This window comes from Mesorhizobium sp. LEGMi-168a (assembly GCF_058312955.1).
Window position 1 is genome coordinate 340535 of the sequence record NZ_JBZEGV010000003.1, and the last position, 25938, is coordinate 366472.

The window sequence follows — 25938 nt, forward strand, 5'->3', positions numbered from 1 at the left end:
CAGTTCTTGTGGTTGGCGAGTGCATTCCGGTTGACGAATTCCGTGGAGTTCTCCTGTCCCGGCCATCGTCAAGAATTTCAGTCGATCGAACTTTAGCATGCGGTTTGGTCCGGTCCATCCGCTGCTTACGGCGGGAAGGTCAGATTTTCTTGATGCATGCCTTTGTCCGGTCTTGCGGTCCGATCGAAATTTCGGCCGCTTTCTACTCGGTCTGTCGCCTCCTTTCCTTCAGTTCAGTGGCAGCCGGCGGTAGGTGCCGGGCTTTTCCGGGTCGTGGTACTTGTTGCAGGGACCGTTCTCGACGAAATCGCGATGGCAGGCGGCAAGCCTGTCGCGCGACAAGGTAACGCCGAGCCCATGGCCTTCCGGCACCGGCACGACATTGTTCCTTGGCGCGAATGGCCCTTCCTCGATCACGTCCGTAGGCCACATCCGAAACAGCGACTGGTTGGGCTCCCGGATCCAGCCGAGCGCGGCGCAAAGATGCAGATAGCAGGCGCTGCCGATGCCAGTGTCGCCGCTGTAGCACCAGTAGTCGATGCCGGCATGCTCGCAGGCGCCGACGAAGCGCAGCATGCGGCCGATGCCGCCATGCGCCGTCGGATTGCCGACGAAGGCATCCGGAACCTTGAGCTCCATGGCGCGCGCGATGTCGATGTTGTGTGTCGAAAAAGGGATCGAGGTGTGGCGGCGAAGCTCGCGCATCTCTTCGATGGTCGCGACCGGGTCTTCCCAGTTGCGCACGCCAAGCTCTTCCAGCGGCCGCGCGAGCTGCCGGGCGGTGGCAAGCGAATAGGCCTGGTTGGAATCGATGCGGATCATCGCATCGTCGCCGAGCTTCTTGCGGATCAGCTCGACCATTCTGAGCGAGATCTTCGGGTCTTGCGTCGAGAACTTGCCTTCGAAGAAGGTCGTGCCGTGGCGCTCGCGGAGTTCGACGCAATAGTCGGCGACCGCTTCCGGCGTCTTTTCGCCCTTCACTTTCGGCCCATCGCCGCGCAGCGAAAAATAATCGGTGAAGGGGATTTCCTTGCGCACTGCGCCGCCAAGCAGTTGGTAAAGCGGCTGCTTCCACGCCTTGCCGCGCAGGTCCCACAGCGCCATCTCGATGGCGCCGAAGGCCATGATGCGGGTACGGTCGTTGATCGACTGCACGCCGGTCCAGAAGGGGACGCAGACATGCTCGGCGCCGGCGATGTCGAAGGCGTCGCGGCCTGTGAGCCGGGGCGCCAGCACATCGTTGATGATTGCCGCGGCCGCCGGCGTCGGCGCTTCGCCGAGACCGACAAGCCCGTCCTCGGTCTCGACCTCGACGATGGTCGGCGAGAAGCCGTCGAGCTCGCCGAACACCCAGACGTAAGGCGCTTCCAGCCTGTAATTGATCGGCGTTGCCTTGACGCGCCTGATCTTCATCTCTCAGCCGACCTCGAAGAACGGCTGGCCGAGCAGATCGGGGTCGACATCGATGCCGAGGCCGGGTCCATCGGGAATGCCCATGCGGCTGCCCGTCACCGGCGGCTTGTTGGAAGCTGTGCGCACCGTCACCCATTCGTGGAAGGCGATCGCATGCAGCCGGCGCTCTTCCGGCGTCGACAGCGACAGATGCGCCATGGCGGCCGTGTCGATCTCGGCGCCGCCGGTATCCTCGACCGTGATCATGAAGCCGAGGTCGACGGCGACGTCACGGATGAGGCGGGTCTGCGTCACGCCGCCCAGCCGCGAGATTTTCAGCGTCAGCCCGTCGGCCGCGCCGCGGCGGTGGATTTCCAGCATCTCACTCAGCGAGGTGACGGATTCGTCCAGCACCATCGGCTTGTCGAGCATGCGGCGCACCGACATGTTCTCCTCGATCGTCGTGCAGGGCTGCTCGAACGTGTAGTCGATGCCGCGCGTGGCATCGGCGAACTGGCGCGCCTGGTAGGGCGTCCAGCCGGCATTGGCGTCGCAGAAGATCACCGTGCCCTTCGGCACGGCCGAGGCCACCGCCGTCACGCGTTCGATGTCGTCGCGGACATTGCCGCCGACCTTGACCTGCAGGCGGCGGTAGCCGTCGGCAACGATGCGCTTCGCAAGTGCCGCCATCTGATCGACCGTGCCGTGGGTGACGACCCGGTAGAGTTCCGCCGTCTCGCTCTCGCGGCCGCCGAGCATCGTCACCAGCGGCACGTCGGCCGCGCGGGCGGCGAGATCCCAGCAGGCCATGTCGAGCGCGGCCTTGATGTAAGGATGGCCCTTGAACACCGTGTCCATCAGCCTGCCGATGCCAGCAAGGCCGCGCGGGTCGTGGCCGATAAGGTGCGGCGCAATTTCCGGCACGCCCGCGCGTGTTCCCGCTGGAAACGCGGCCGAGTAGAAATTGCCGAGCGGCGCCATCTCGCCCCAGCCGGTCACGCCGCTGTCGGAGGTGATGGCGACGATCACCGCGTCGAAACAATCGGCGACCCGCCCCTTCGACATGCGGTAGGGGCCGTCCACGAAGGGCTGCACGACATGGTAGGCTTTTATGCTTTTGATCTTCACGTTGGTGTCCGTTGTCAGCGAGGTCGGTCGGCGCCCTTCGAGGCGCGCTTTTCGAGGCCGCGCGCGTAGGCAAGAAGCTCTTCGAAATCGAGGTCGATATGCTCGCGCGCATGGCGCTGGGCGGCGCGCATATCCTTGCCCTTGAGCAGCGCCACATAGGTCTCGTGCACGTCCTCGGCTGGCACCGGCTCGTTGCGGGCCCGCTGATGCAGGGCAAAATACATCTGCAGCCGGCTGGTCAGCCGCTGCCAGGTCTCCAGCAGCACCGAATTGTCGGCCCATTCGTAGATCAGCCCGTGCAACTGCAGCGCCGTCTCGATCTGGCGCGTGGTGTCGAGCGCCCGCGTCGCCTGCTTGACCGCCTCGTGGCGGCGGTCGAGCTCATCGAAGAAGCGCTGGTCGCGTTGCGGCCAGGTGAGCTCGATGGCGAACTCGTCGAGCACCTTGTTCAACGAATAGGCGTCGATGATGTCCTTGGCGGTGACGTCGATGACGAAGGTCCCGGCATAGGGAATGCTGGTCAGGATACCTTCCTGCACCAGCTCGCGCATCGCCTCGCGCAGCGGCGCGCGGCTCACCCGCATCTGCTCGGAAATCCTGAGCTCGTTGAGCTTCTGCCCGGGCTCCAGCTGGCCGGTCAGGATGGCGCGCCTGAGCAGGGCGACAATCTCCGCCCTGCGCGTCGTATCCGCGATCGGACTGAAATCCAGCTTCGCCATGCGTCCCACTCCGGATGAACCGGTTGCAAGACAAACAGATTGTCGACAATCTAACAAGAGGATATTTTCGGGATTCTGGATTGCGACAGGTCTCGGGCTTATGCCGCTCGACCATAGAAGCCGATCCGCTCTTCCTCGCTGAACGTGACGCCGGGCCGCTCATAGTAGGAAAACACCGCGATCATGCGCTCCCGCTCGCCTTCGACCGTGGTGACGCGATGCGCGGTGTTCTTGCCGCGGAAGACATTCAACGTGCCGGCCTTCATGCGCAGGATTTTTGCGTCGGGATCGCGCCCTTCGAGCAGCCGCGCAACCCCGTCATAGTTGGGGTTGTCGTCCGAGCGGAGATCGGTGCGGTATTCGAAGTCGCCGCCGCGCTCCGGGGCCTGCAGCAGGAGCGTCGTGGTGAATTCCGAGCGGTCGAAATGCCAGTTGAGAGCCTCGCCCGCGCGATAACCCATGACGTTGGCGCGGGCGAGCGGATCCTGCATCACATGCAACTGCGGCTTGCCCATCGCCGCCGCCAGGAAATGGACCAGCGGTTCGTATTCATAGATCGCAAGCACGATGCTGCCGGGAATCTGGTCGGCGCAGACCGTATGGCTGACCGTCTCGACCTTGAGCAGCGCCGGGTGGTCGGGGGAAAGCTCCGGTATCGAGGGCTTGAAGTAGATGTTGTGCATGCGCTTGTGCGTGTGCGAGCGCGCATCCATCACCGGCCGGATTTCCGCGACCGCCTGTTCGGCAACGCCCGGGCGCAGGAAGCCTTCCAGGTTGAACATGCCGTTCGCCTTGAGCGCCGCGGCCGATTCCTCCACCAGGCGCTGCCATTCGGGGCTGCCCTCGCGGTCGAGCGGGTAGCGGTCCAGGTCGAGAATGTCTTTGATCATTGCGTCCTCCAAAATCTGAGGCCACTACACAGCAAGGAAATCTTTCTCTCAACGCGGAAAATTGTTAGGCTTCCGTAAGGAAAACTTTTGGAGAGGCGATGTGGAAAAGCTTCCGCCGCTGAATGCGGTCAGGGCCTTCGAGGTCGCGGCGCGTGCCGGCAGCTTCACGCTTGCCGCCACCGAGCTCGGTGTCTCGTCGGCCGCGGTCAGCCAGCAGATCCGCAATCTGGAGGACTGGTTCGGCAAGCAGCTCTTCGTGCGCAACGGCAATCGCATCACGCTCACCGATGCCGGCCATGCCATCTATCCGCAGACGGCGCGGGCGCTGGGCGAGATCGCGGCGGTCGGCCGGCGCATGCTGGAAGGCGGCTTGCGAACGCGCCTTGTCGTCAGCGTGCCGTTCTCGCTGGCCGAACTCTGGTTGGCGCCCCGGCTGGCCGTGCTGCTCGACGGCTTCCCGCAGATGGCGATCGACGTCCGTGTCGAGGACGACCCCGTCGACGTGGTGCGCCAGAACATCGACCTGCGCATCAGCTACGGCGACTATCACTATCCGGCGCTTAAGCTGGTCCGTCTCGTCCATGACGACGTGCTGCCTGTCGCTTCACCCGAGTTCAGGCAGCGCCACGGCAACGAAGCCTTCGACCTGTCGAATGTGCATGAGAGCCAGTTCATCCACACCAACTGGGGGCCGAACTATGCATCGCATCCGACCTGGGCGGATTGGTTCGCGGCGGCAGGCGGCAACCGCGCGCCGGACCCCTCGCACGGCCGCCGCGTCGGCCTATCCAGCCTGGCGATCGGCGCCGCAAGGCTGGGATTGGGAATTGCCCTGGGGCAAAGGGTGATGGCCAGTACCGACCTGGAAGCAGGACGGCTGATCGCGCTCTCGCCGGTTTCAGTGCGCCTCGGCCAGCCCTATTGCGCCTTCATGCTTCCAGCGAAGGCCGAGCGCGCTGACATCGTCGGTCTTGTTGATCTGCTGAGTAGGACGGCGCCCTCGTGACATCCCAGAGGCGCCGTGCTCAACCCCTCATCGACCTCCGATGGCAACACCTCCCAGGCATTCGCTGCCGGCGAGGTGTCGAGGGATCAAGGTACTTGCCGAGCTGAGACACCGTGACCATGCGCTGCCTTCAACCATGGTGACGCAATGGGCCGCGTTCCTGCGGCGGAACACGTCCAGCATGCTGGGTTTCATCCGGGCCTCGGGATCGCGCCGTTCAAGCAGCAGGCGACGCCGTCATAGCTGGGAAGGTCGTCCGATCTGGCCTTGATTCCGACCGCCGTTGACAATGAGCAGTTGTGAACAGTTGAGCGTGGACACTGGGTCGCCCCCCTAGGCCACCGGAGCGTCGGCGTATTGCTGGGCGGTTTTATTCCGCCCCCATGGCCTGGGGTATGTCTTAGAAGTTAGGCTCGACGTTGTGCTGAGCGCAAATGAGCCGAGCCTTCATCGTGGTCACATATGGATCAGTGCTGACCTGAAGCAGCCTTGACGCCCCGTGACTTTCCTTGGTCACGAGAGGAGATCCACCCTGAATTAGGGCTTCCTTCGGAAACCGATAGAGATCGCCGCTGCCGATTTCGACATAGGCGCCCGCTTCGGTCAGATCTTCCCAATCCAACTCCCGGAGTTTCATGCGATGTGCGGATTCAATCGAGTTTTCCTGCTTAGCCATCTGTCTATCTCCTGCGATGTGCCCAGCAGCCTTGTGCCAAGTCTACCCACACAATGATGGAAGAAGCAAATCAAAAAATGCAATCCGTACGAAGGCATAGGGTCAGGACTTCTCAGACTGGTCGAAATGGTGTGAGACCATCTGTCGGATATACCAAGCGCGAAGACGCAGGAAATGTTGACCATTTTCGAATCCTTCGCGACAAAGTAGTCGCGCAGGCGGATCACACCCGAACGACGCACCTGAACGACGCACCCGAACGACGCAGAAACGGCTGCAAGCTGCCCGTGTCGAACCGCCCGGCCCGTCGCGCTGCTCGAAGCAATTCCAGGAAAAAGCGCATAGCCGGAATTTGCTGAAGGCAAATGGCAAAACGGCGCCCTCGGCGTGGGAACCGAGGGCGCCGTCGGGACCGGAAACTGATGGGGGTTATCAGCTGGCCGGTTTCGGTTGCGGCAAGGGAGAAACCGGCATTCCGGGTCCGATCTTCTGCAAATTACCCGTGATCACCTGGTCGCTCTCGGAAATACCGGAGGTCACGGAGATCAGGTCGCCCTCGGTCGGCCCGAGCGAGACCAGCTTCTGGTCGACCGTGTTGCCCTTGCCGAGGACGTAAAGGTATTTGCCGAGCTGGCTGGAGCCTAGCGCCACTTGCGGCACCATCAGCGTGTTGGGCTGTTCCTTCACATGCAGCCGGACGCGAACATACTGTCCAGGCAGCAGCGTGAACTTGGCGTTGCCGATCGTGGCGCGGGCCGTGATCGTGCCGGTCGAATGGTCGATCGTGTTGTCGATGAAGGTGAGCTGGCCCTTCTGGCTTGGCTCGGTCTCGCCGGGCAGCAGCACGTCGACGGCGATCGGGCCGGCGGCCCTGGCTTGCTCGATCTCGACGAGGTCCGTCTCGCTCGGATTGAAGGTGACGTAGATCGGGTCGAGCTGCACCAGCGTGTTGAGCACCGTGCCGGCGACGCTGACCAGCGTGCCGACCGAGGCCTGGTTGCGGCCGATGCGGCCCGGGAACGGCGCCTTGATTTCGGCATAGCCGAGATTGAGCTCGGCCGTCCGCACCGCCGCCTTGTCGAGCAGCAGCGCCGCCTCGGCCCCGCGCAAAGTGCTGGTGCGCTGGTCGAAACTGTCCTTGGCGAGGTAGCCGCTCTTGGCAAGCTCGCTGCCGCGGCCGAGGTTGGAGCGCGCATAGTCGAGCGTCGCGGTGTCGCGCTCGACCTGCGCCTTCGCCTGGTCAAGCGCTGCCTGATAGTCCTCGGTCGCGATCTTGTAGAGCAGGTCGCCCTGCTTGACGTCGCTGCCGTCCTGGGCCGTCTGCTCCTGCAGGTAGCCCGGCACGCGCGCCTGCAGCGTGATGCTGCGGATCGGCTCGACGCGGGCGGCATAGTCGAGATAGATCGGCAGCGTCTTCTTGACGACGTTCACCACCGGCACCGGCATGACGAAGGCCTTGGGCGCGGGTGCCGCGCCCGCCGTGCTGGCGTTGAGGCTCAGATTGCCCATGTCGAGCAAATGCACACTTGCCACCGAAATCGCGCCCAGCGCGACGGCCGTTCCTAAAGCGATTTTCCATTTACGCATGAAGTCTCTCCAATCCTATTCGGCCGCATCGGCGAGCCGCACGGGCTCGGCGGTCGGTTCAATGTCTTGTTGGTGCGGGGCATACTGGTGCCCCGCGACAGGTTCGGTCTCGCCGCCGCGTTCGCGCAGCTTTTCGATCACCGCGTAGAAGACCGGCACGAAGACCAGCGACAGGATGGTCGCCGCCACCATGCCGCCGAAGACGGTGGTGCCGATCGACTGCCGGCTGGCCGCACCCGCACCCGTAGCAAACATCAGCGGCAGCACGCCGAGGATGAAGGCGAAGGCCGTCATCAGGATCGGCCGCAGCCTCAGCCGTGCGGCTTCCATCGCCGCCTCGACGATGGTCAGGCCTTCCTCGCGCCGCCGTCGGGCGAACTCGACGATCAGGATCGCGTTCTTCGCCGCCAGGCCGATCAGCATGACGAAGCCGATCTGCGAGTAGACGTCGATCTGCATGCCGCGAAGCAGCAAGACGACGAAGGCGCCGAACAAGGCGAGCGGCACGGCGAGCAGCACCATGAAGGGCATCGCCCAGCTTTCATACTGCGCCGCCAGGATCAGGAAGACGAAGACGATCGCCAGCCCGAACACGACCGAGGCGATCGAGCCGGCCTTGAGCTCCTGATAGGTGATGCCGGTCCACTCGTAGCCGAAGTCACGCGGCAGCACGTTCGCCGCCGCCCGCTCCATCGCCGCCACCGCCTGTCCGGACGAGAAGCCGGGAGCCGCGCCGCCATTGATGAGCGCTGACGCGTTGTTGTTGTAGTGCGGCACGGTCTCTGGCCCGACGATCGGCACCAGCTTGCCCAGCGTGCTCAGCGGCACCATGCCGCCGGACGCATTGCGCACATAGAGCCGCGAGATGTCGTTCGCGTTTCCGCGCGCGTCCTTGTCGGCCTGGATCGTCACCCGGAAGGTGCGGCCGAACAGGTTGAAGTCGTTGACGTAGAGCGAGCCGAGATAGATCTGCAGCGTGTTGAAAACGTCCGGCAGGTTGAGGCCGAGCAGCTTCGCCTTGCTGCGGTCGAGGTCGTAGTTGAACTGCGGCGTCGACGTCGAGAAGGAAGAGAACAGCTGCTGCGGATTGAGCTCCGGCTGCTTGCGCGCCTCGGCGATCAGCGCCTGTGTCACCTCGTTGAGCGCGGCGCTGCCGCGGCCCGAAAGGTCCTCCACCTGGAATTCGAAGCCGCCGGTGGTGCCGAGGCCCGGGATCGAGGGCGGATCGAAGGACAGCGCGAACGCCTCCGGTATCTGCAACAACTTGTTGCGTACCTCAGCGACCAGCTTCGAGGCGTTCTGGTCGGGCCCGCGTTCGTCCCACGGCTTCAGGATGGCAAACTCCACCGCCGAGTTCGACTGCGCGGCGCTGGTCAGGAAGTTCAGGCCGCTGATCGAGCCGACGATGTCGACGCCTGGCGTGTTCTGCAGGATGTCGCGCGCCTTTTGCGCCACCGCGTCGGTGCGCTCCAGCGAAGCGCCGTCGGGCAGTTGGATGACGACGAAGAAATAGCCCTGGTCTTCCACCGGAAGGAAGGTCGAGGGCAGCTTCTGCCAGACGAAATAGGTCGCGACCAGGCCGGCCGCGAACAGGCCGAGCATGGCCCAGCGCAGCTTGATCAGGATGCGCACGCCATGGGCATAGGCATGCGACAGCCAGTCGAAGCCGGCGTTGAACCAGCGGAACAGCACGAACTGCGTCTCGCCGCGATGGCGCAGGAATGCGGCGCTCAGCGCCGGGCTGAGCGTCAGCGAGTTGAAGGCCGAGATGCCGACCGAGATCGCTACCGTCAGCGCGAACTGATTGTAGAGCCGCCCGGAAACGCCGGGGATGAAGGCGACCGGGATGAACACCGCCATCAGCACCGCGGTGGTGGCGATGATCGGTCCCGTCACCTCGGCCATTGCCGCGCGTGTCGCGGCAAGCGGTTTGAGGCCTGCTTCCAGTTGTCGCTCGACATTCTCGACGACCACGATCGCATCGTCGACGACGAGGCCGATCGCCAGCACCATGCCGAGCAGTGAGAGCATGTTGAGCGAGAAGCCCAGCATGTACATCACCGCCAGCGTCGCGATCAGCGACACCGGGATGGCGATGGTCGGGATGATGGTGGTGCGCCAGCTCTGCAGGAAGATGAACACCACCGCCACGACCAGCACCAGCGCTTCGCCGAGCGTGATCAGCACGTCATGCATCGAGGCCGAGACGAAGCGCGTCGTGTCGTAATGCATGGCGTAGTGGACGCCCTTCGGGAAGCGCGCCGACAGCTCCTGCATCTTGTCCTTGACCCGCTGCTGCAGGTCGAGCGCGTTGGAGCCGGGCATCTGGTAGACGGCGAGCACCACGGTCGGGTCCTTGCCGAAGAATGCGGAGGAGGAATATTGCAGCGCGCCGAGCTCGATGCGCGCGACGTCGCGCAGCCGCACAAGCGAGCCGTTCTGCGAATTGGCGCGCACGACGATGTCGCCGAATTCCTTCGGGTCGCTGAGGCGGCCGACGGCGTTGACCTGCATCTCGAAGGCGGTGCCGGCAGGCGCCGGCGACTGGCCGATCTTGCCCGCCGCCACCTGAACGTTCTGTTCCGAGATGGCGTTCTGCACGTCGACGGCGGTGATGCCGAGATTGGCCAGCTTGTCCGGATCGAGCCAGACGCGCATCGAATAACGGCGCTCGCCGAAGATCTGCACGTCGCCGACGCCCGGCAGCCGCTTCAGCGGGTCGACCACCTGCAGATAGGCAAGGTTGCTCAGCGCCACCGGATCGACCGAGCCGTCGGGCGAGGTGAGGTCGACGATCAAAACGAAATTGGGGTTCTGCTTCTTGATCGTCACGCCGCCCTGGTTGACGATCGCGGGCAGGGAGGATGCGGCCTGCGAGACGCGGTTCTGCACGTCGACGGCCGCCGTGCTCAGCGGATAGCCGACATCGAAGGTGATGGTGATGGTCGAGGAGCCGTCGTTCGAGCTCGTCGACGACATGTAGGTCATGCCTTGCACGCCGTTGATTTGCTGCTCGAGCGGCGTGGTGACCGTATCGGCCACGACCTGCGCGCTGGCACCGGGATAGTGGGCGCTGACCACGACTTGCGGGGGCGTGATGTCGGGGAACTGCGAGACCGGCAAAAGGAAATAGGCGATCGCGCCGGCGAGCACCATGATGATGGCGATCGCCGACGCGAAGATCGGGCGGTTGACGAAGAAATTTACCATGATGCGGACGCCTCGCCGAACGGTTTTGCGAAATGGCGCAGGCGCCGGGACCGGCCGGAGCCGGAATCCTGCAGGAAGGATGGCAGGACCTCATCGTCCGGCGCCTGTTCCGCCGCGCGCGAGCGCAGCATCCGTTCGAAGGCTTTGGGGTCGATCCCGTCCGCCTTCATCACCAGCCGGATCATCGGATCCCGGATGGCTTCGTCGATCGTCAGGTCTTTGCGCTTTTGCATAGGAGTGGCTCCTTGCTCGGCCCGCATCGGATGATCACGAGCCGCTTTTTTCTCGAATTCACCGGCCGAAGCCGCATGACAGGCAGGTTTCACGTCCTATCTCACTCTGGCAGGGCTATCGGAGGGCCTTGTCGTTTGACGGCGAGTGATATAGGTGTTACCAGTAAGTAACATATAAAAGTTACAGACCGGTAACACCCTAGTCAAGAGGTGACCTCGGTTTTTTTGGAAACGACGAAAGGAGAGCATGATGACTGACGGCGTTGCGGAGCGTTCCCGCCCCCGGGACCGGATCCTGGAAACGGCGCAGGACATGTTCCACAAGCACGGCATCAAGGGTGTTGGCGTCGACGCCATCACCGAGGCTGCCGGCACCAACAAGATGACGCTCTATCGTCACTTCGAATCCAAGGACGATCTGATCATCGAATGCCTCCGCGCCACGGCGGCGAAGGCTTCAAGGATATGGGACGAGTTCGAAGCTCAGCATCCCGGCGACAAGCTCGCCCAGTTGCACGCCTGGGTCCGCAAGGCTTCGGAACTGCTCAGCGCCGACAGCCGCGGCTGCGATATGGCCAATGCCGCCGTCGAGCTCAGCGAGAGCGATCACCCGGCAAGGCGCGTCATCAAGGAACTGAAGGAAGCCCAGCGCGAAAAGCTCGTTGCGCTTTGCCGCGATGCCGGCATCGGCCAGGCCGAGCTGCTCGCCGACACGCTGTCGCTGCTGCTCGAAGGCGCGCGCGTCTCGATGCAGAGCGTCGGCGCCGAAGGCCCGAGCGCGCAGTTCGTGCGCATGGCCGAGAGCCTGATCGCCTCGTTCCGGGCGCGCTGACGGCGGCTCCCTCTCGTCCGGCCGCTTCGCGGCCACCTTCTCCCTTCGGGGAGAGGTCGGATTGCCCGAATTGCAGTTGCAATTCGACTTGGCAATCCGGGTGAGGGGGGCTGGCGTCAACTCGATATCATTGCCACGCGGGCAAAGAAAAAGCCCGCTGCCGGGAGGAGGAGGCAGCGGGCTTCGATTTCGAATACGGCACGGGAGGAGGTGTACCGTATTCACCGTCGGTGTCTGGGAGGAGGAAGACATCCGACATGGTCATAAATACGAGTTGCCCAACGATTCGGCAACTGCGAAACGTGCATAGCAGGTGTGCAGAATTGCTGCACCGCCCCCCAATCCTCCGACAAATCGGGAAAAAGCCGGCCTGCTTCGGCGCGCTAACTCATTGAACCGGCACGTTCTCCTTGAAGATCAGCCGCGGCTCGATGAATTTCTTCGTGAGGTACGGCGCCGACGAGGCGATCGAGCCGAGCAGGCGGATCACCGACTGCTCGGCGATCAGCCGCGCATTCTGGTCGATGACGACATCGGCGAGATCGTCGACCAGATAGCGGCGCGTTTCCTTTGTCAGGTCGTGGCAGATGAACACCGGCTTCTTGCGTGGCCTGGCCTCAAGCAGCGCCCTTGCCACGCCCGAACGTCCCGCGCCGATGCAATAGATGCCGAGCAGTTCCGGCTCGTTGTGCAGCGCCTTCATGGTCGCGCCGTAGCTGGCGTCCGGCTCGTCATTGATCTCGACCGCGCTCGAAATGGTGAGGTTGGGGAACTCTTCGCTCAGCACCGACCGAAAACCCATCTCGCGCTCCTCATGGCCGCGATAGGAGCGCGAGCCGACCACCATGGCCAGATGCCCGGTCTTGCCGCCGAGGAAGCGCCCAATCAAGAGTGCTGCCGTGCGTCCGGCGACCCGGTTGTCGATGCCGACATAGGCCGAGCGGGGCGCTGCCGGCACGTCTGAAACCAGCGTGACCAGCCGGATGCCTGCCTCGACCAGCTCGCGCAAAATGTTGCGCGTGCGCGGATGGTCGACGGCGATGACGCCGACGCCGTTGGCCTTCAGCGACAGGTTCTCGACCGCGCCCTGCAGCGCGCCGGGCGAGATGCCGGCAAGGTTGTGGATGCGGCAGGAGGCGACCAGCGGCAGGCGCGCGGCATAATCCTCGATGTGATGGGCAAGGTCGGCCATGAAAGCGTTGCTGCCGATCGGCAGGAAGAACTCCAGATGCGCCGGCTTCGACGGCAGCACGACCTGGTCGAGGGTCGGCAGGTAGCCGAGCTGCTTGGCCGCCTCCATGACGCGCTGCCGGTTGGCCGCGCTCGCTCCTGGACGGTTGTTGAGCACCCTGTCGACCGTTGCGGTCGACAGGCCGCAGTTCCTGGCGATGTCGGCTACGGTGGCTTTCATGGCTCCAGCCATAGGATCCGGACCCGTCTCAGGCCAGATCAGCCATGCGGCCGCGGGCCGTCGGAAATCGCGTCGCGGATCTCCTTGTCCGACATGCCGGTGATGATGCGCTCGACCTCGGCGACGGTTGTCTGCTTCGGATCGATGTCGTCGGCCACCACCTTGCCGCGGCGCATCACCACGATGCGGTCGACCACCTGGAAGACGTGGTGGATGTTGTGGGCGATGAAGATGCAGGAATGGCCGGAATCGCGGGCGCTGCGCACGAAGCTCAAGACCCCTTGCGTCTCGGCGACGCCGAGATTGTTGGTCGGCTCGTCGAGGATGATGAGGTCGCTGTCGAAATGCATGGCGCGCGCGATCGCCACCGCTTGCCGCTCACCGCCCGATAGCGAGCCGATCGGCGTCGTCGGCGGGATGTTTTTCGAGATGCCGACCTGCTTGAGCAGGTCGCGGGCGACCGAGTTCATAGCTTCCTGGTCCATGCGGTTGAGGAAACGCGGCGGCTTGATCGGCTCGCGTCCGAGGAACAGGTTGCGGGCGATCGACAGCTGCGTGACCAGCGCCGAATCCTGGTAGATCGTCTCGATGCCCTGGGCGATGGCGTCGCTGGTGCTGCGGAAATCCACCTTCTTGCCGCGCACGAAGATGTCGCCGCTGGTCAGCGGCACCGCGCCCGACAGCACCTTGATCAGCGTCGACTTGCCGGCGCCGTTGTCGCCGAGCAGCCCGACGATCTCCCGTTCATTGACGTGGAAGTTGGCGTCCACCAGCGCCTGCACGCGCCCGTAGGACTTGCGGATGTTCGTCATGCGGATGAGCGGTTCGGCCATGGGTCACGTCCCTGCCTGGTGCCGGCGTTCGAGCCATGAATGCAGCGCCATCATGCCTAGGATGATCGCGCCGATGAAGATGTTGTAGGCGAGCCCCGGCACACCGATCAGCACGATGCCGTTGCGCATGACGCGCAGGATCAGGATGCCGAGCACCGTGCCGATGATGGTGCCGCGCCCGCCGGTCAGGGCCGTGCCGCCGATCACCACCATGGCGATGACTTCCAGCTCGTAGCCGGTGCCGCTGTTGGGATTGGCGGCCGAGGTGCGCAGCGACGAGATCACGCCTGCAAGCGAGGCCATCACCGCCGACAGGATGAACAGGCCGACCTTGACGCGGTTGACGTTGACGCCGCGCGCGCGGGCAGCGTTTGGATTGCCTCCCGCCGCCTGGATCCAGTTGCCGGTGCGGCTCTGCGTCAGCACATAGCCGAGCACGATCGCGGCGCCGGTGAACCAGAACAGCGACGCATAGATGCGGAACGGCCCGATGTAGAAATCGCCGACGAGGATGTCCGCCAGCCAACTGCCCTCGGCGCTCCAGGTGCGCTGCGGAAAGCCGTCGGTGACGAAAAGTGCTGTCCCGCGTACCACCAAGAGCATGCCGAGCGTGACCAGGAAGGACGGAATCTTGAGCCGGGTCACGAACCAGCCATTGACCAGGCCGATAAAGGCCGCGACCACCAGCGCGATGAGGAAACCCATTTCCAGCGAGGTGACGCCGCCGTTGAACAGTGTCCACATTAGCACCGGCGAGAAGCCGAACAGCGAGCCGACCGAGAGGTCGAATTCGCCCGATGTCATCAGCAGCGTCATCGCCAGCGCGATCAAGCCGAGCTCGACGGTGAAGGCGAGGATATTGGAGATGTTCTGCGGCGACAGGAAGTCGGGATTGATGCCCCAGAAGACGACGAGCTCGACGACGAGCAGCACCAGCGGGCCGAATTCCGGCCGCGCGATGAAACCTTGGATGAAGGAACGGTTTTCCATTGAGCCCGCGACGTGAGTGAACTTAATGCATGTCGCCCAAAAGTGTGCAGCGGTTTTGGGAAAAACGACATGCATAAAACAAAGACTTAAAGCGCGTCGCTCGAGTCCGTTTCGACGCGACGCGCTTTAGCTGAAGCCCGCGCGGCGGCAGGCTCGGCGAATGGAATGGCCGTGGACGCCGGAGCGGTCACGGCCATCGGTCGCGGATTACTTGCCGGACAGGATCTTGTCGTAGACGCCGGCGGTGTCCTTTTCATAGAGCGCGCCGGTGATCACGTTGAAGCCCGGAGGAATGCCGGCGGCGGCCATGTTGGCGAGTGACAGCGCGACATAGCTGGTCGCCTGCGGGTCCTGCCACTGCGCGGCGTTAACATAGCCGTTCAGCACTTCCTGGGTGGTGTCGAGCGAGTTGCCCCAGCCGACGACCGGGATTTCGCCCGGCTTGACGCCGACCTGGTCGAACACGCGCTTGATCGAGCCGGTGACGAGGTCGCCGAGGCCGATAATGGCCTTCACCTTACCCTTGTGCGCGGTGAGGTAGTCGACCATGCGGTTGATCACTTCGGCCTGGTCGAGGGTCGCTTCGGTCACCTCATAGGTGATGCCGAGCGGTTCGAACACGCTCTTGATGCCTTCCTCTTCCTGGACGCCATAGGTGGCGCCGGGAACCTCGACGGGCATCCAGACGAAGTCGCCCTTCTTCACCAGGCTCTTGTCGACCAGATACTGCGCCCAGTGCTTGCCGAAGGTGACGTTGTCGCCGCCGACATAGGCGTTGAAGTTGGCCTTCGGATCGGGCGTGTTGAAGTTGATGATCGGGATGTTGGCGGCGCGGGCCTCCTTGACGATCTCGATCAGGCTGCCCGGATCGGGGCTGGTGGTGACGATACCGTCGGCCTTGGCCGAGATGGCGGCGCGGACGGCCTCCTGCTGCGAGGCAACGTCGCCATTGTGGAACGAGGTGTTCACCTTGTTGCCGGTGTCCGTCGCCCATTGCTTGGCGCCGGCCAGGAAGTAGGTCCAGACCGGATCGGCCGGACCGCCATGCGAAATCCAGTAGAACGTCTTGGCCTCGGCCATCGCCGGAATAGCAAGTGCCGCGATCAAGCCAAGCACGAGCAGTCTCAGCCTCGAAAACATTCGATTTCCTCCCATGTTGAATCCACCTCCACATCAGGCGCGATACAATCCTCAAGGACCGCATCTCCTGCCAGCGCCGACCGGATGTCTCTAGAGCATTCCCTTTTTGCTCCGCTGACAAGCCTCCATCGCCAATGGATGTTGGGGCAGCCGCACGCGCCATCAGCAATCCCATCAGATTGCATCAGTTGCGGTGATATTTTCCCGTGCAAACGGCACCGTTAGCCCATCAGCTTGCAAATGGGCTCTCGACGACGTCGCTGCTGCGCGGTGCTAAATTAGATGAGATCGGCCTTGGCGAGGTCGCGCATCAGATGGCTGGCGCCGTAGGTCCAGTGCGGGCAATCCGGCGACAGGCGCACGCGGTTGACCAGCGCGCCGAGTTTCTCCGACGAGATGGTGACCAAATCGCCGACCTTGTGGGTAAAGCCCTTGCCTTTCTCGCCGCGGTCCTTCGACGGCACGAACATGGTGCCGAGATAGAGCGCCAGCCCATCCGGATACTGGTGATGTGGCCCCATCGCTGCTTTGACCAGCTCTTCCGGCGAGCGGCTGATTTCGGCCATCGAGCTCGCGCCTTCCAGCGAGAAGCCGTCCTCGCCTTCGACGCTGAGCCGCACGGTGGCGCGCTTCACGTCGGCGACGGAAAAGGTCTCGTCGAACAGCCGGATGAAGGGACCGAGCGAGGCCGAGGCATTGTTGTCCTTGGCCTTGCCCAGCAGCAGCGCCGAGCGCCCCTCGACGTCGCGCAGATTGACGTCGTTGCCGAGCGTCGCGCCGACGATGCGGCCGCTGCTGTCGGCGATCATGGCGATCTCCGGCTCCGGATTATTCCAGGTGGAGACGGGATGCAGGCCGACATCGGCGCCGAAGCCGACGGAAGCCATCGGCTGGCACTTGGTGAAGATCTCGGCGTCCGGGCCGATGCCGACTTCCAGATATTGCGACCAGGCGCCGCGCGAAATCAGCTTGGCCTTGATCTCCATCGCTTCCGGCGAGCCGGGCTTCAGCTTCGAGAGGTCATGGCCGATCAGCCCGGCGATGTCGGCGCGGATGGCGTCGGCCTTTTCCGCCGAGCCGCGCGCCTGTTCCTCGATGACGCGCTCGAGCAGGCTGACGACGAAGGTGACGCCCGAGGCCTTCACCGCCTGGAGGTCGACGGGCGAAAGCAGGATCGGCTTCTTCGCATCGCGCTTCGCCGCGAAGCTGTTGGCGGCGATGTCGGCGAGCGCGCCGATCGTCTTGCCCTTGGCCGAACGCACGTGGCCGGCAGGGTCCTTCATCTCGCAAAGATCGCGCACCGTGGGCGCCGCGCTCGAGGTGATGTCGATGACCTCACCATCGCGCACCGTGACCACCAGCGGATGGGCGGCTTCGCTGGTCTTGGCACGGCCGATGAACAGGCCGTCGGCAGGGAGGTGGGTCGGGTCGGTCATAGCGTCGGCTCCTCTCGATTTTTCGCGCGCGGCACTTTTCCCCGATTTCGCCGAAACGTCTATCCCGCCGATCGCAACATTTATTGGCCGTGCTGTCACACAGCCGCGGACGGACTGGCCCATCGAAACGCGCTTTCAAATTCATGAAACCATCAATAGGATTTTCACGAAGCTTCAGCGCCCAGGTGATCCCTTGCCCGCACCCTTTTCCGATCCGATCTGGCGGAAGCCCGAAACGGCCTCGGCATTCCAGTCGCAGCTTTCGGCCGGCGGCACGCTTGATGCGGTCATCGTCGGCGGCGGCATCATGGGCCTGTCGACCGCCTTGCATGCGGCTCGCGCGGGCCTTTCGGTCCAGGTGCTGGACGCCGGCGCGATCGGGCAGGGCGCTTCCGGGCTCAATGGCGGCCAGGTCATTCCCGGCCTCAAATACGATCCGGAGTGGCTGATCGGGCATTTCGGCACGGAACGCGGCGAGGCCCTGGTCGACTTCGCAGCCTCGACGGCGGATGCGGTGTTCGATGTGATCCGCGACGAGAAGCTCTCGGTGCCGTTCACACGCAACGGCTGGATCCAGGCAGCGCACACCGAAACGGCCTTGAAAGCGGCGGCCAACCGCGACCGGCAATGGCGGAGGCGTGGCGCCGGCGTCAAGCTGCTCGACCAGACCGAGATCGCGGCGATGACCGGCGCCAAAGGCTATCTCGGCGGCTGGCTCGATCGCCGCGCCGGCGTCATCGATCCGCTTTCCTATACGCTCGAACTGGCGCGCGTTGCTTCTGCTGCCGGAGCCAGGATCGCCGAGCAGCAAAGGGTGGTGAAGCTCAGCAAGGAAGCCGGCCTCTGGCGGGTATCAACCCAAGGCGGCGCCGAACTGCGCGCAAAATCGGTGGTGCTCGCCACCAATGCCTATACGGACGACCTGCTGCCCGGCCTGGCGCAGACGATCGTGCCCCTGCATTCCTTCCAGATCGCCACCGCGCCGCTGCCGGCCGAGCTTGCCGCGAGCATCCTGCCGGGCGGACAAGCCGTCTCGGATTCCCGGCGCATCCTCGTCTATTACCGCAAGAGCGCCGACGGCCGGCTAGTGCTGGGCGGCCGCGGCCGCATGGCGTTGCCGTCAAGCACGGCCGACTGGGCGCACCTCGAACGCGCGCTCGCCCGGCTCTATCCGGCGCTTACCGGCGTCGCCATCGAAAAGCGCTGGTTCGGCCGCGTGGCGATGACACCGGACCACCTGCCGCATCTGCATGAACCCAAGAAGGGTCTGCTTGCCGTGGTCGGTTGCCAGGGCAGGGGCGTCGGGCTGATGAGTGCGCTGGGCAAGCGCATGGCGAGTTACCTGGCGAGCGGCGATGCTCGGCAATTGCCGTTCCCGCTTTCGCCGATCCGGCCGATCCCGTTCCATGCCTTCCGGCAGATCGGCGTCGCCGTCACGATCGCCTGGTACCGGATGCTCGACGCCTTCGAGCGTTGACTGCGCCTGTGGTGCTGCGGCGCACAAACGATTCCGCTTGACTGTTTCATGAATATGAAAAACCATCGGTCGATTTCAAAAATCCGATGGGCAGCCCCCAAACAGGCGATCAGATGTCGACCATCGTTGCAGCGCGGCCATCGCCGGAAACCCGCATCTCGCCGGTCTTCCGCTTCGCCATGCTGCTGCCGGGCGGGCTGGTGACCTTCTTCCTGATCCTGTTCGCGCTCGGCCTGGTGATCTTCCTCGCCTTCAGGAGCAATGACGGCTCGCTGCTCGGCGCCGGCCTGACGGCGGAGAATTTCGTCACCGTTGCCACCGACCCGCTCTACTGGACGGTGACGCTGCGCTCGCTGGTCATCGCCGGCCTGGTGACGCTGGCGACCGTGGTCACCGCCTATCCGGTCGCCTACTACCTCGCCTTCCATGCCGGGCGGCGGCGCAACCTGCTGCTCTTCCTGGTGACGCTGCCGTTCTGGACCAGCTATCTGCTGCGCGTCTTCGCCTGGAAGATCGTGCTTGCCTATAACGGCGTCCTGAACTCGGCCTTCATCGAAAGCGGCCTCTGGTCGGAGCCGACGCTTGCTTTCCTGAACACGCCGGCCGCGGTGGTGGTGACGCTCGCTCACGCCTACGCGCCCTTCGCCATCCTGCCGATCTATGTGGCGCTGGACACGGTCCCGAAATCGCTGCTCGAAGCCGCCTCCGATCTCGGCGCGCGACCCTTCACGAGCTTCCGCCGCGTCGTGCTGCCCAATTCTATGCCGGGCGTGCTGGCGGCAGCGCTTGTCGTCTTCGTGCCGACCGTCGGCGACTATGTCACGCCGGCCATGGTCGGCGGCCCGGCCAGCACCATGATCGGCACGCTGATCCAGTCGCAGTTCGGCAAGGCCAATGACTGGCCGTTCGGCGCCGCGCTCTCGGTCTGCGTCATGCTGGTGATCCTTTGCGTGGTTCTGCTCGCACGCGGCGCCGATCGCAGATTTGGCAGCCGCACATGAACGCGGCGCGCAAAGAGGCAAATGCGGGCGGCCGCTGGCTCGGCCTCTACGTGCTTGCCTATCTGGTGTTCCTCTATCTGCCGATCCTTTTGATCCCGCTGTTCTCGTTTAACGACTCCATCCAGGCGGCGTTTCCGCTGCAGGGTTTTACGTTCGGTTGGTACGAGACGCTCTACGGCAATCCGGCGCTCTCCGGCGCCTTGGCCAACAGCCTGGTGATCGGCGTCATCGCTGCGTCGGGCGCGACGCTCTGCGGCATCACCGTTTCCTACATGGACCTCTACGGACGCTCGCCGCTGGCGGCAACGATCAGCGCCGTCGCCCGGCTGCCGATCCTGATCCCCGGCGTCATCGTCGGCATTTCGTTGCTGATACTGGTCAACCTGATTGGCCTCGGTCCGTCGCGCGTCGCCATCGTGCTCGGCCATATCCTGGTGGCGCTGCCCACCACCGTGGTGGTGATGCGCAGCCGCTTTGCAGCCATTCCAAAGACCATTCGCGAGGCAGCACTCGACCTCGGCGCCTCCGACTGGACGACGTTCCGGCGCGTCATGCTGCCGCTGAGTGCGCCGGCGGTGCTGTCGGCCTTCATGCTCGCCTTCCTCACCTCCTTCGACGAGTTCATCGTCGTCTTCTTCCTCGCCGGCACCGAGCCGACGCTGCCGCTCTACATCTGGAGCCAGTTGCGCTTCCCGCGCTCGCTGCCGACCGTGATGGCGCTCGGCACGGTGATCCTTACCGTGTCCTTCGTCATCGCCGCCCTCGCCGAGATCCTGCGCCATCGCGGCCTTGGCGCCGTGCGCCGCAATCCAGCCTGAACCACAACAAAGAAGAGGAGAACGAAAATGACATTCCACCTGAAATCGATCGCCGGGCACAAGGCCCGGGCCGGCCTTGCCGCATTGGCCTTGGCGCTGTCGTCGACGGTCGCTTTTGCCGCCGACAAGCTGCAATACTTCACTTGGTCGGGCTACGAGCTGCCGGACTTCAACAAGAGCTTCCTCGCCGCGCATCCCGACGGCGTCGAGGCGACGATCTTCGGCGACGACGACGACGCCTTCACCAAGGTCAAGGCCGGCTTCCGGCCGGATATCGCCCATCCCTGCTACGACAAGGTGGCGCGCTGGAACAAGGAAGGCCTGCTGCAGCCGATCGACACCAAGCGCATCAAGAACTGGGACTCGATCTTCCCGGTGTTCAAGAACCTGCCCGACCTGCAGGCCGGCGACGGCAAGGTGTGGATGGTGCCGTGGGACTGGGGCAACACCTCGATCCTCTACCGCACCGATCTGGTGAAGAACCCCGAGGCGAGCTGGAACCTTTTGTGGGACAAGCAATATGCCGGCCGCATGGCGACCATCGACGCCGTGCATGACACGCCGATCGTCGCCGCACTCCTGGCGGGCGTAAACCCGTTCGACATGACGCCCGAGCAGATGGACAAGGTTGCCGCGAAACTGCGCGAGCAGCGGCCGCTGTTGTCGAGCTACACCACCGACATGACCTCGGTCGAGCAGGCGCTGGCAAGCGGCCAGCTGGTCGCCGCCATGACCTGGAACGCGTCCGCCACTTCGCTCAAGAAGCAGGGCGTGCCGGTGGAGTTCATGAAGCCGAAGGAAGGCATGCTGACCTGGGCCTGCGGCTTCGTCATGCTGAAGGACGCCAAGAACGTCGACCTCGCCTATGACTTCATCAACAGCCGGCTCGACGCCGACTCGGGCAAATATCTGATCCAGTCATATGGCTATGGCAGCTCGCTCGCGACGGCTTTCGCCGGCGTGTCGAAGGAGGAGCTGGACAAGCTGCAACTGCCGTCGGATCCGGAAGTGATGCTGAAGAGCACCATCTTCACCGGCCCGATGAAGCAGAATGACGATGTGGCGAAGATGTTCGAAAAGGTGAAGGCCGGCGGGTGAACTGAGGCCTCCCCCTTCTCCCCTTGTGGGAGAAGGTGTCGCCGAAGGCGACGGATGAGGGGTGTTCCAGGGAATGCAGACGTCTCATTCCTTCACCCACCCCTCATCCGTCTCGGCGCTTCGCGCCGATCCACCTTCTCCCACAAGGGGAGAAGGGAAAAAGCAAACGAGGACGGATGCATGGATGTTCTTGACGAAGCCGCCGAGAAACCGAAGGACGATGCCGATGTGCGCGTCGGCCGGCGCGTGCGGGCGCTGAGGTTAGAGCGCAAGCTGTCGCTGGCCGAACTCGCGGCAAAAGCCGGCATTTCCATCGGCGCGCTCAGCCAGATCGAGCGCGGCATGTCCTCGCTGCGCGTCAAGGTGATCTGGCCGCTGGCTGCCGCCCTCGACATCGAGCCGTCAGCGCTGATCGCCGACGGCAACGAAGCGGTCAGCGACCTCTACTGCGTGCGGGCCGACAAGCGGCGTTCGATCCCGGTCAAATCCGAAGGCATCGCCAAGGCGCTGCTGTCGCCGCCTGGGGCGACGCTCACCGGCATGCTGGTGACGGTCGAGGCCGGCGGCGGCACCGCGGACGCCTACGCCCATGCCGGCCACGAATTCGGCTTCGTGATGACCGGCGAGGTCGAGCTGGTGGTCGATGCCACGACCTATGTGCTGAAAGCTGGCGACAGCTTTGCCTTCAAGAGCACTCTGCTGCACGCCTTCCGTAACCCCGGCGCCGAACGCTGCCAGATCCTCTGGGTCAACACCACCAAGCCGTCCGAGGTGCGCGATGGCGCCTGACGCGCTCGTTCGGTTGGAGAAAGTCTCAAAAGTCTTTCCGGGAGGCATTGTTGGTCTTGATACCGTCGATCTCGACATTGCCCCGGGTGAGTTCCTGACGCTGCTCGGACCTTCCGGCTGCGGCAAGACCACGAGCCTGCGCGTCATCGCCGGCTTCGAGAGCCCGACCAGTGGCAATGTCCTGCTCGAAGGCCGCGACATCACGAGCCTGAGACCGTTCGACCGTCCGGTCAACACCGTCTTCCAGGACTATGCGTTGTTCCCGCATATGGACGTCGCCGCCAATGTCGGCTTCGGCCTGTCTCTGCGCAAACTATCCGGCACCGAGCAGGCCAGGCGCGTCGGCGAAGCGCTCGACATGGTCGGGCTCGCCGACAAGCTGCGCGCCCGCGTCTCGGAACTCTCGGGCGGCCAGCGCCAGCGCGTCGCGCTTGCCCGCGCCATTGTCTGCGAGCCGCGCGTGCTCCTGCTCGATGAGCCGCTGTCGGCGCTCGACGCGCATCTGCGCGAGCAGATGCAGGTCGAGCTGAAGCGGCTGCAATCGCGGCTCGGCACCACCTTCGTCATGGTCACCCATGACCAGACCGAGGCGCTGTCGATCTCCGACCGCATCGTCGTGATGAACAAGGGCCGCATCGAGCAGATCGCGCCGCCGGCGACGCTTTACGACCGGCCCGCGACGCGCTTCGTCGCCTCCTTCATCGGCACGATGAATCTCCTGCAGTCGCGCTTCCTCGGCCGTGACGGTGAACGCTTGCGCTTTGCCGCCGGCGAACTGTCGTTGGAGGCCGTTTCGGAAGGCGGCGAGACACCCGCCGCCGGCGACATGCGCACCATCGGCGTGCGGCCCGAGGACCTGCTGGCAGCCACCGAGGCCGCCGACGGCACCGCGCCGGCGCGGGTCAGCGGCATCGTCTTCCATGGCCGCACGCTGCGCCTTCATGCCGAGCTCGGGCAGGGGACCTCGATCGTCATCGATGCCCCGCGCCGTGCCGACGGTTTGCAATTCAGCGTCGGCGACGTGGCGCATATCAGCCTGCGGCGCGGCGCCAATTGCCCAGTGCTTGCGAGTTGATCTTCGCCGCCACTGTGTGCGGACATCGCGAACAGGTGTGCGAAGACATCGCGCACAGGTGAGCGAAGATATCGCGAACAGTTTCGTGCGTTTTTTGCGCGCGGACGATCGTCATGTCGTCGAACAGGGCTGCCCTTGGCAAACGCCTCGCTTACGACGCCTTGGCGAAAAACCCCTGATAGTCGGACTTGGCCTGCAGCAGGCGCAGGATGTTCTCGCGCGAGCCGCGCACATGCGCGCGGGCGCGCTCGCCGGCAAGTGCCGTATCGCCGGCGCAGATCGCGTCGACAATGCCGCTATGCTCCTCGCGGGTGAGCTTCCACTCGTCCAGCCACAGAAGCTCGGTCCAGACATATTGCTGGCATTTGTCGAGGATGCCGCAGAGCATGCCGTAGAGCATTTCGTTGCCGCTGATTTCGGCGATCACCCGGTGCAGATCGATGCCGACCTGCAACTCCTCGAATTTCTCCCTGGTGCTGCGGTCGGGGATCGCCGCCAGTCGTTCGCATTCGGCGAGCATCTCGCGCAGCCTGGCCTTGTCGGCGGCGCTCGCGTTGGCTGCCGCAAGCTCGGTCGCGCGCCCGTCGAGCAGCTCGCGGATGTCGAAGGCCTCGCGGAACATGGTCAGGTTGAATTCGGCGACCACATAGCCCTGGCGCGGACGCCCGATCACCAGCCCGTCGCGTTCCAGCCGGTTGAAGGCCTCGCGCACCGGTGTGCGGCTCACCTTCAGGCGCTCGGCGATGTCGCTTTCCGTCACGCGGCCGCCCGGCGGGATCTGCCCGGTGATGATCATCGCCTTCAGCTTCTCGAACACCGAGTCGCGCAGCGTGTTTTTCCGTTCCTTGCTCAAACGTCCCGCCTCCAACGGTCAGTCATGGATTCGCAGTCTAGTGCCTTTTAGCTCCTGCTTGAAACAGGACCGTTTCGATAGAAACAAACGCTTCGAGTCGAGCCTCAGTTCATCGCTTCCAAAAAACGTACTGCACGTGTTGACATCGGCTCGCAGCAAATTACACTCAAAATTGTATACAAATTCGCATACCAAATCAACGATAACGGGAACACCGGTTGGAGAAGCGAAAATGACGAAGACAATTTGCATGCGCGGCCTGGCGGTCGCCGGCCTGCTGGCCTCGGTCGCCGTTCCGGCATCGGCCGCCGATACCATCACCGTCGCCTCGTGGGGCGGCACCTATCAGGAGGCGCAGACCAAGGCCTTCTTCGATCCGACGGCCAAGGAGCTTGGCATCACCATCAAGCAGGACACCACCAACGGCCTCGACGACGTGCGCCTGCAAGTCACCGGCAATGCCGTCAAATGGGACATCACCGAGCTTGGCGCCGACGAATGCGCGCGCGGTTCCAAGGAAGGCTTGTTCGAGAAGCTCGACTACAGTGTCATCGACAAGACCGGCATCAACCCGAAGCTCGTCCATGACGATTGGGTCGGCATCTCCTACACCTCCGTGGTGCTGATCTACCGTACAGACGTTTTCGGCGAAAAAGGGCCGAAGACCTGGGCCGATTTCTGGAATGTCGAGAAATTCCCCGGCCGCCGCGCGCTTTCGGGCAGCCAGGCGACGGAAACGCTGAGCGTCGCCGCGCTCGCCAAGGGCACTCCAATCGACAAGGTCTATCCGGTCGACATCGACGGCGCGCTGCAATCCGTCGATAAGGTCAAAGGCCACATCGACGCCTGGTGGACTTCGGGCGCGCAAGCCATGCAGCTTGTCAAGGACGGCGAGGTCGATATGGCCAGCATCTGGAACGGCCGCGCCGGCACATTGAGGAAGGAAGGCGCGCCGGTCGCCTTCTCCTTCGACCAGGGCGTTCTGACGGCCGACTGCATGGTCATCCCGAAGGGCTCGAAGAACAAGGATGTCGCCATGAAGGCACTAGCCAAATTCGTCAGCCCCGATCTGCAGGCCAACCTGCCGCTCTATGTCGACAACGGCCCGGCCAACGAGAAGGCCTTCGAGACCGGCAAGATCCCGCAGGAGCGGATCAAGGACATCAATTCCGCGCCGGAAAACGTCAAGAAGCAGGTGCTGCAGGATCCCGAATTCTGGCGCGACAACCTTGTCGAGGCGACCGAGAAGTTCAACAACCTGATCCAGCAATGACGAATGCGCCGGAGCGGCGCACTGAGGCGCCGCTCCGCTCGTTCCGCTGTCAATGATCCGGAGTTGAAGGA

Annotated in this window: 23 protein-coding genes; 9 read left to right on the forward strand and 14 right to left on the reverse strand. The window is 64.0% G+C overall.

Annotated elements, in window-relative coordinates; genetic code table 11:
- Positions 1-228: 228 nt before the first annotated feature.
- The 4 genes from AC4FWB_RS07185 to AC4FWB_RS07200 all read right to left on the reverse strand — a co-directional run bounded on the left by AC4FWB_RS07185 (position 229) and on the right by AC4FWB_RS07200 (position 4129).
- Positions 229-1413, reverse strand: coding sequence for a mandelate racemase/muconate lactonizing enzyme family protein (locus AC4FWB_RS07185; RefSeq protein ID WP_491025215.1), 1185 nt, complete (start codon positions 1411-1413; stop codon positions 229-231).
- A 3-nt stretch (positions 1414-1416) separates the two neighbouring features.
- Entirely contained in the window at positions 1417-2520 is a 1104-nt protein-coding gene (locus AC4FWB_RS07190) for a mandelate racemase/muconate lactonizing enzyme family protein (protein ID WP_491025216.1), read from the reverse strand.
- Positions 2521-2534: 14 nt separating this feature from the next.
- Positions 2535-3239, reverse strand: coding sequence for a GntR family transcriptional regulator (locus tag AC4FWB_RS07195; protein ID WP_491025217.1), 705 nt, complete (start codon positions 3237-3239; stop codon positions 2535-2537).
- Between the two features lie 98 nt (positions 3240-3337).
- The gene (locus AC4FWB_RS07200; protein WP_491025218.1) at positions 3338-4129 is read right to left on the reverse strand and encodes a HalD/BesD family halogenase; all 792 of its coding nucleotides are present in this window, start codon (positions 4127-4129) and stop codon (positions 3338-3340) included.
- 100 nt (positions 4130-4229) lie between these two features.
- Between AC4FWB_RS07200 and AC4FWB_RS07205 the strand changes: the two genes are divergently transcribed.
- Positions 4230-5135, forward strand: a complete 906-nt coding sequence (locus AC4FWB_RS07205; RefSeq protein ID WP_491025219.1) for a LysR substrate-binding domain-containing protein — start codon at positions 4230-4232, stop codon at positions 5133-5135.
- 400 nt (positions 5136-5535) lie between these two features.
- On the opposite strand, the gene AC4FWB_RS07210 is transcribed toward AC4FWB_RS07205, so the two are convergent.
- The 4 genes from AC4FWB_RS07210 to AC4FWB_RS07225 all read right to left on the reverse strand — a co-directional run bounded on the left by AC4FWB_RS07210 (position 5536) and on the right by AC4FWB_RS07225 (position 10841).
- The gene (locus AC4FWB_RS07210) at positions 5536-5811 is read right to left on the reverse strand and encodes a hypothetical protein (RefSeq protein WP_491025220.1); all 276 of its coding nucleotides are present in this window, start codon (positions 5809-5811) and stop codon (positions 5536-5538) included.
- Between the two features lie 432 nt (positions 5812-6243).
- A complete protein-coding gene (locus AC4FWB_RS07215) occupies positions 6244-7398 on the reverse strand; it encodes an efflux RND transporter periplasmic adaptor subunit (protein ID WP_491025221.1) in 1155 nt (384 codons plus the stop codon).
- A gap of 15 nt (positions 7399-7413) precedes the next feature.
- Entirely contained in the window at positions 7414-10608 is a 3195-nt protein-coding gene (locus tag AC4FWB_RS07220) for an efflux RND transporter permease subunit (RefSeq protein WP_491025222.1), read from the reverse strand.
- Entirely contained in the window at positions 10602-10841 is a 240-nt protein-coding gene (locus AC4FWB_RS07225) for a hypothetical protein (protein ID WP_491025223.1), read from the reverse strand. The genes AC4FWB_RS07220 and AC4FWB_RS07225 overlap by 7 nt, the downstream gene beginning before the upstream one ends.
- Positions 10842-11091: 250 nt before the next feature.
- Between AC4FWB_RS07225 and AC4FWB_RS07230 the strand changes: the two genes are divergently transcribed.
- Positions 11092-11673 carry a TetR/AcrR family transcriptional regulator gene (locus AC4FWB_RS07230; protein ID WP_491025224.1) on the forward strand — a complete coding sequence of 194 codons (582 nt, stop codon included), beginning with the start codon at positions 11092-11094 and terminating at the stop codon, positions 11671-11673.
- Between the two features lie 388 nt (positions 11674-12061).
- On the opposite strand, the gene AC4FWB_RS07235 is transcribed toward AC4FWB_RS07230, so the two are convergent.
- From AC4FWB_RS07235 to AC4FWB_RS07255, 5 genes are all read right to left on the reverse strand, one after another.
- Positions 12062-13084 carry a LacI family DNA-binding transcriptional regulator gene (locus AC4FWB_RS07235; RefSeq protein ID WP_491025225.1) on the reverse strand — a complete coding sequence of 341 codons (1023 nt, stop codon included), beginning with the start codon at positions 13082-13084 and terminating at the stop codon, positions 12062-12064.
- 38 nt (positions 13085-13122) lie between these two features.
- Positions 13123-13917: an ATP-binding cassette domain-containing protein gene (locus AC4FWB_RS07240; protein ID WP_491025226.1), complete on the reverse strand. Its 795-nt coding sequence runs from the start codon at positions 13915-13917 to the stop codon at positions 13123-13125.
- 3 nt (positions 13918-13920) lie between these two features.
- Complete coding sequence (locus tag AC4FWB_RS07245) at positions 13921-14907, reverse strand: ABC transporter permease (protein ID WP_491025227.1); 987 nt, start codon at positions 14905-14907, stop codon at positions 13921-13923.
- A gap of 207 nt (positions 14908-15114) precedes the next feature.
- Positions 15115-16047 carry a sugar ABC transporter substrate-binding protein gene (locus AC4FWB_RS07250; RefSeq protein ID WP_491025228.1) on the reverse strand — a complete coding sequence of 311 codons (933 nt, stop codon included), beginning with the start codon at positions 16045-16047 and terminating at the stop codon, positions 15115-15117.
- A gap of 278 nt (positions 16048-16325) precedes the next feature.
- Positions 16326-17483 (reverse strand): fumarylacetoacetate hydrolase family protein, encoded by a 1158-nt coding sequence (locus tag AC4FWB_RS07255; protein WP_491025230.1) that lies wholly within the window; start codon positions 17481-17483, stop codon positions 16326-16328.
- 193 nt (positions 17484-17676) lie between these two features.
- Between AC4FWB_RS07255 and AC4FWB_RS07260 the strand changes: the two genes are divergently transcribed.
- The 6 genes from AC4FWB_RS07260 (at position 17677) to AC4FWB_RS07285 (ending at position 23741) form a co-directional block, all read left to right on the forward strand.
- Entirely contained in the window at positions 17677-18960 is a 1284-nt protein-coding gene (locus tag AC4FWB_RS07260) for an NAD(P)/FAD-dependent oxidoreductase (protein ID WP_491025231.1), read from the forward strand.
- A gap of 113 nt (positions 18961-19073) precedes the next feature.
- Positions 19074-19961 (forward strand): ABC transporter permease, encoded by an 888-nt coding sequence (locus AC4FWB_RS07265; protein WP_491025232.1) that lies wholly within the window; start codon positions 19074-19076, stop codon positions 19959-19961.
- On the forward strand, positions 19958-20779 hold the full coding sequence (locus tag AC4FWB_RS07270) for an ABC transporter permease (RefSeq protein ID WP_491025233.1): 822 nt from the start codon (positions 19958-19960) through the stop codon (positions 20777-20779). The genes AC4FWB_RS07265 and AC4FWB_RS07270 overlap by 4 nt, the downstream gene beginning before the upstream one ends.
- Before the next feature lie 27 nt (positions 20780-20806).
- A complete protein-coding gene (locus AC4FWB_RS07275) occupies positions 20807-21877 on the forward strand; it encodes an ABC transporter substrate-binding protein (protein WP_491025234.1) in 1071 nt (356 codons plus the stop codon).
- A 180-nt stretch (positions 21878-22057) separates the two neighbouring features.
- Positions 22058-22666 (forward strand): cupin domain-containing protein, encoded by a 609-nt coding sequence (locus AC4FWB_RS07280; protein ID WP_491025236.1) that lies wholly within the window; start codon positions 22058-22060, stop codon positions 22664-22666.
- Complete coding sequence (locus AC4FWB_RS07285) at positions 22656-23741, forward strand: ABC transporter ATP-binding protein (RefSeq protein ID WP_491025237.1); 1086 nt, start codon at positions 22656-22658, stop codon at positions 23739-23741. The genes AC4FWB_RS07280 and AC4FWB_RS07285 overlap by 11 nt, the downstream gene beginning before the upstream one ends.
- A gap of 151 nt (positions 23742-23892) precedes the next feature.
- Here AC4FWB_RS07285 and AC4FWB_RS07290 read toward each other — a convergent pair whose 3' ends face one another.
- On the reverse strand, positions 23893-24594 hold the full coding sequence (locus AC4FWB_RS07290; RefSeq protein WP_491025239.1) for a GntR family transcriptional regulator: 702 nt from the start codon (positions 24592-24594) through the stop codon (positions 23893-23895).
- A gap of 232 nt (positions 24595-24826) precedes the next feature.
- Between AC4FWB_RS07290 and AC4FWB_RS07295 the strand changes: the two genes are divergently transcribed.
- Positions 24827-25867 (forward strand): ABC transporter substrate-binding protein, encoded by a 1041-nt coding sequence (locus AC4FWB_RS07295; protein ID WP_491025241.1) that lies wholly within the window; start codon positions 24827-24829, stop codon positions 25865-25867.
- The last annotated feature ends 71 nt before the right edge of the window (positions 25868-25938 follow it).

Coding starts and splice junctions, on each gene's coding strand:
- AC4FWB_RS07185 (WP_491025215.1), bottom strand. CDS start 1,413: ATGAAGATCAGGCGCGTCAAGGCAACGCCGATCAATTACAGGCTGGAA.
- AC4FWB_RS07195 (WP_491025217.1), bottom strand. CDS start 3,239: ATGGCGAAGCTGGATTTCAGTCCGATCGCGGATACGACGCGCAGGGCG.
- AC4FWB_RS07200 (WP_491025218.1), bottom strand. CDS start 4,129: ATGATCAAAGACATTCTCGACCTGGACCGCTACCCGCTCGACCGCGAG.
- AC4FWB_RS07210 (WP_491025220.1), bottom strand. CDS start 5,811: ATGGCTAAGCAGGAAAACTCGATTGAATCCGCACATCGCATGAAACTC.
- AC4FWB_RS07215 (WP_491025221.1), bottom strand. CDS start 7,398: ATGCGTAAATGGAAAATCGCTTTAGGAACGGCCGTCGCGCTGGGCGCG.
- AC4FWB_RS07220 (WP_491025222.1), bottom strand. CDS start 10,608: ATGGTAAATTTCTTCGTCAACCGCCCGATCTTCGCGTCGGCGATCGCC.
- AC4FWB_RS07225 (WP_491025223.1), bottom strand. CDS start 10,841: ATGCAAAAGCGCAAAGACCTGACGATCGACGAAGCCATCCGGGATCCG.
- AC4FWB_RS07230 (WP_491025224.1), top strand. CDS start 11,092: ATGACTGACGGCGTTGCGGAGCGTTCCCGCCCCCGGGACCGGATCCTG.
- AC4FWB_RS07235 (WP_491025225.1), bottom strand. CDS start 13,084: ATGAAAGCCACCGTAGCCGACATCGCCAGGAACTGCGGCCTGTCGACC.
- AC4FWB_RS07240 (WP_491025226.1), bottom strand. CDS start 13,917: ATGGCCGAACCGCTCATCCGCATGACGAACATCCGCAAGTCCTACGGG.
- AC4FWB_RS07245 (WP_491025227.1), bottom strand. CDS start 14,907: ATGGAAAACCGTTCCTTCATCCAAGGTTTCATCGCGCGGCCGGAATTC.
- AC4FWB_RS07250 (WP_491025228.1), bottom strand. CDS start 16,047: ATGTTTTCGAGGCTGAGACTGCTCGTGCTTGGCTTGATCGCGGCACTT.
- AC4FWB_RS07255 (WP_491025230.1), bottom strand. CDS start 17,483: ATGACCGACCCGACCCACCTCCCTGCCGACGGCCTGTTCATCGGCCGT.
- AC4FWB_RS07265 (WP_491025232.1), top strand. CDS start 19,074: ATGTCGACCATCGTTGCAGCGCGGCCATCGCCGGAAACCCGCATCTCG.
- AC4FWB_RS07270 (WP_491025233.1), top strand. CDS start 19,958: ATGAACGCGGCGCGCAAAGAGGCAAATGCGGGCGGCCGCTGGCTCGGC.
- AC4FWB_RS07275 (WP_491025234.1), top strand. CDS start 20,807: ATGACATTCCACCTGAAATCGATCGCCGGGCACAAGGCCCGGGCCGGC.
- AC4FWB_RS07280 (WP_491025236.1), top strand. CDS start 22,058: ATGGATGTTCTTGACGAAGCCGCCGAGAAACCGAAGGACGATGCCGAT.
- AC4FWB_RS07285 (WP_491025237.1), top strand. CDS start 22,656: ATGGCGCCTGACGCGCTCGTTCGGTTGGAGAAAGTCTCAAAAGTCTTT.
- AC4FWB_RS07295 (WP_491025241.1), top strand. CDS start 24,827: ATGACGAAGACAATTTGCATGCGCGGCCTGGCGGTCGCCGGCCTGCTG.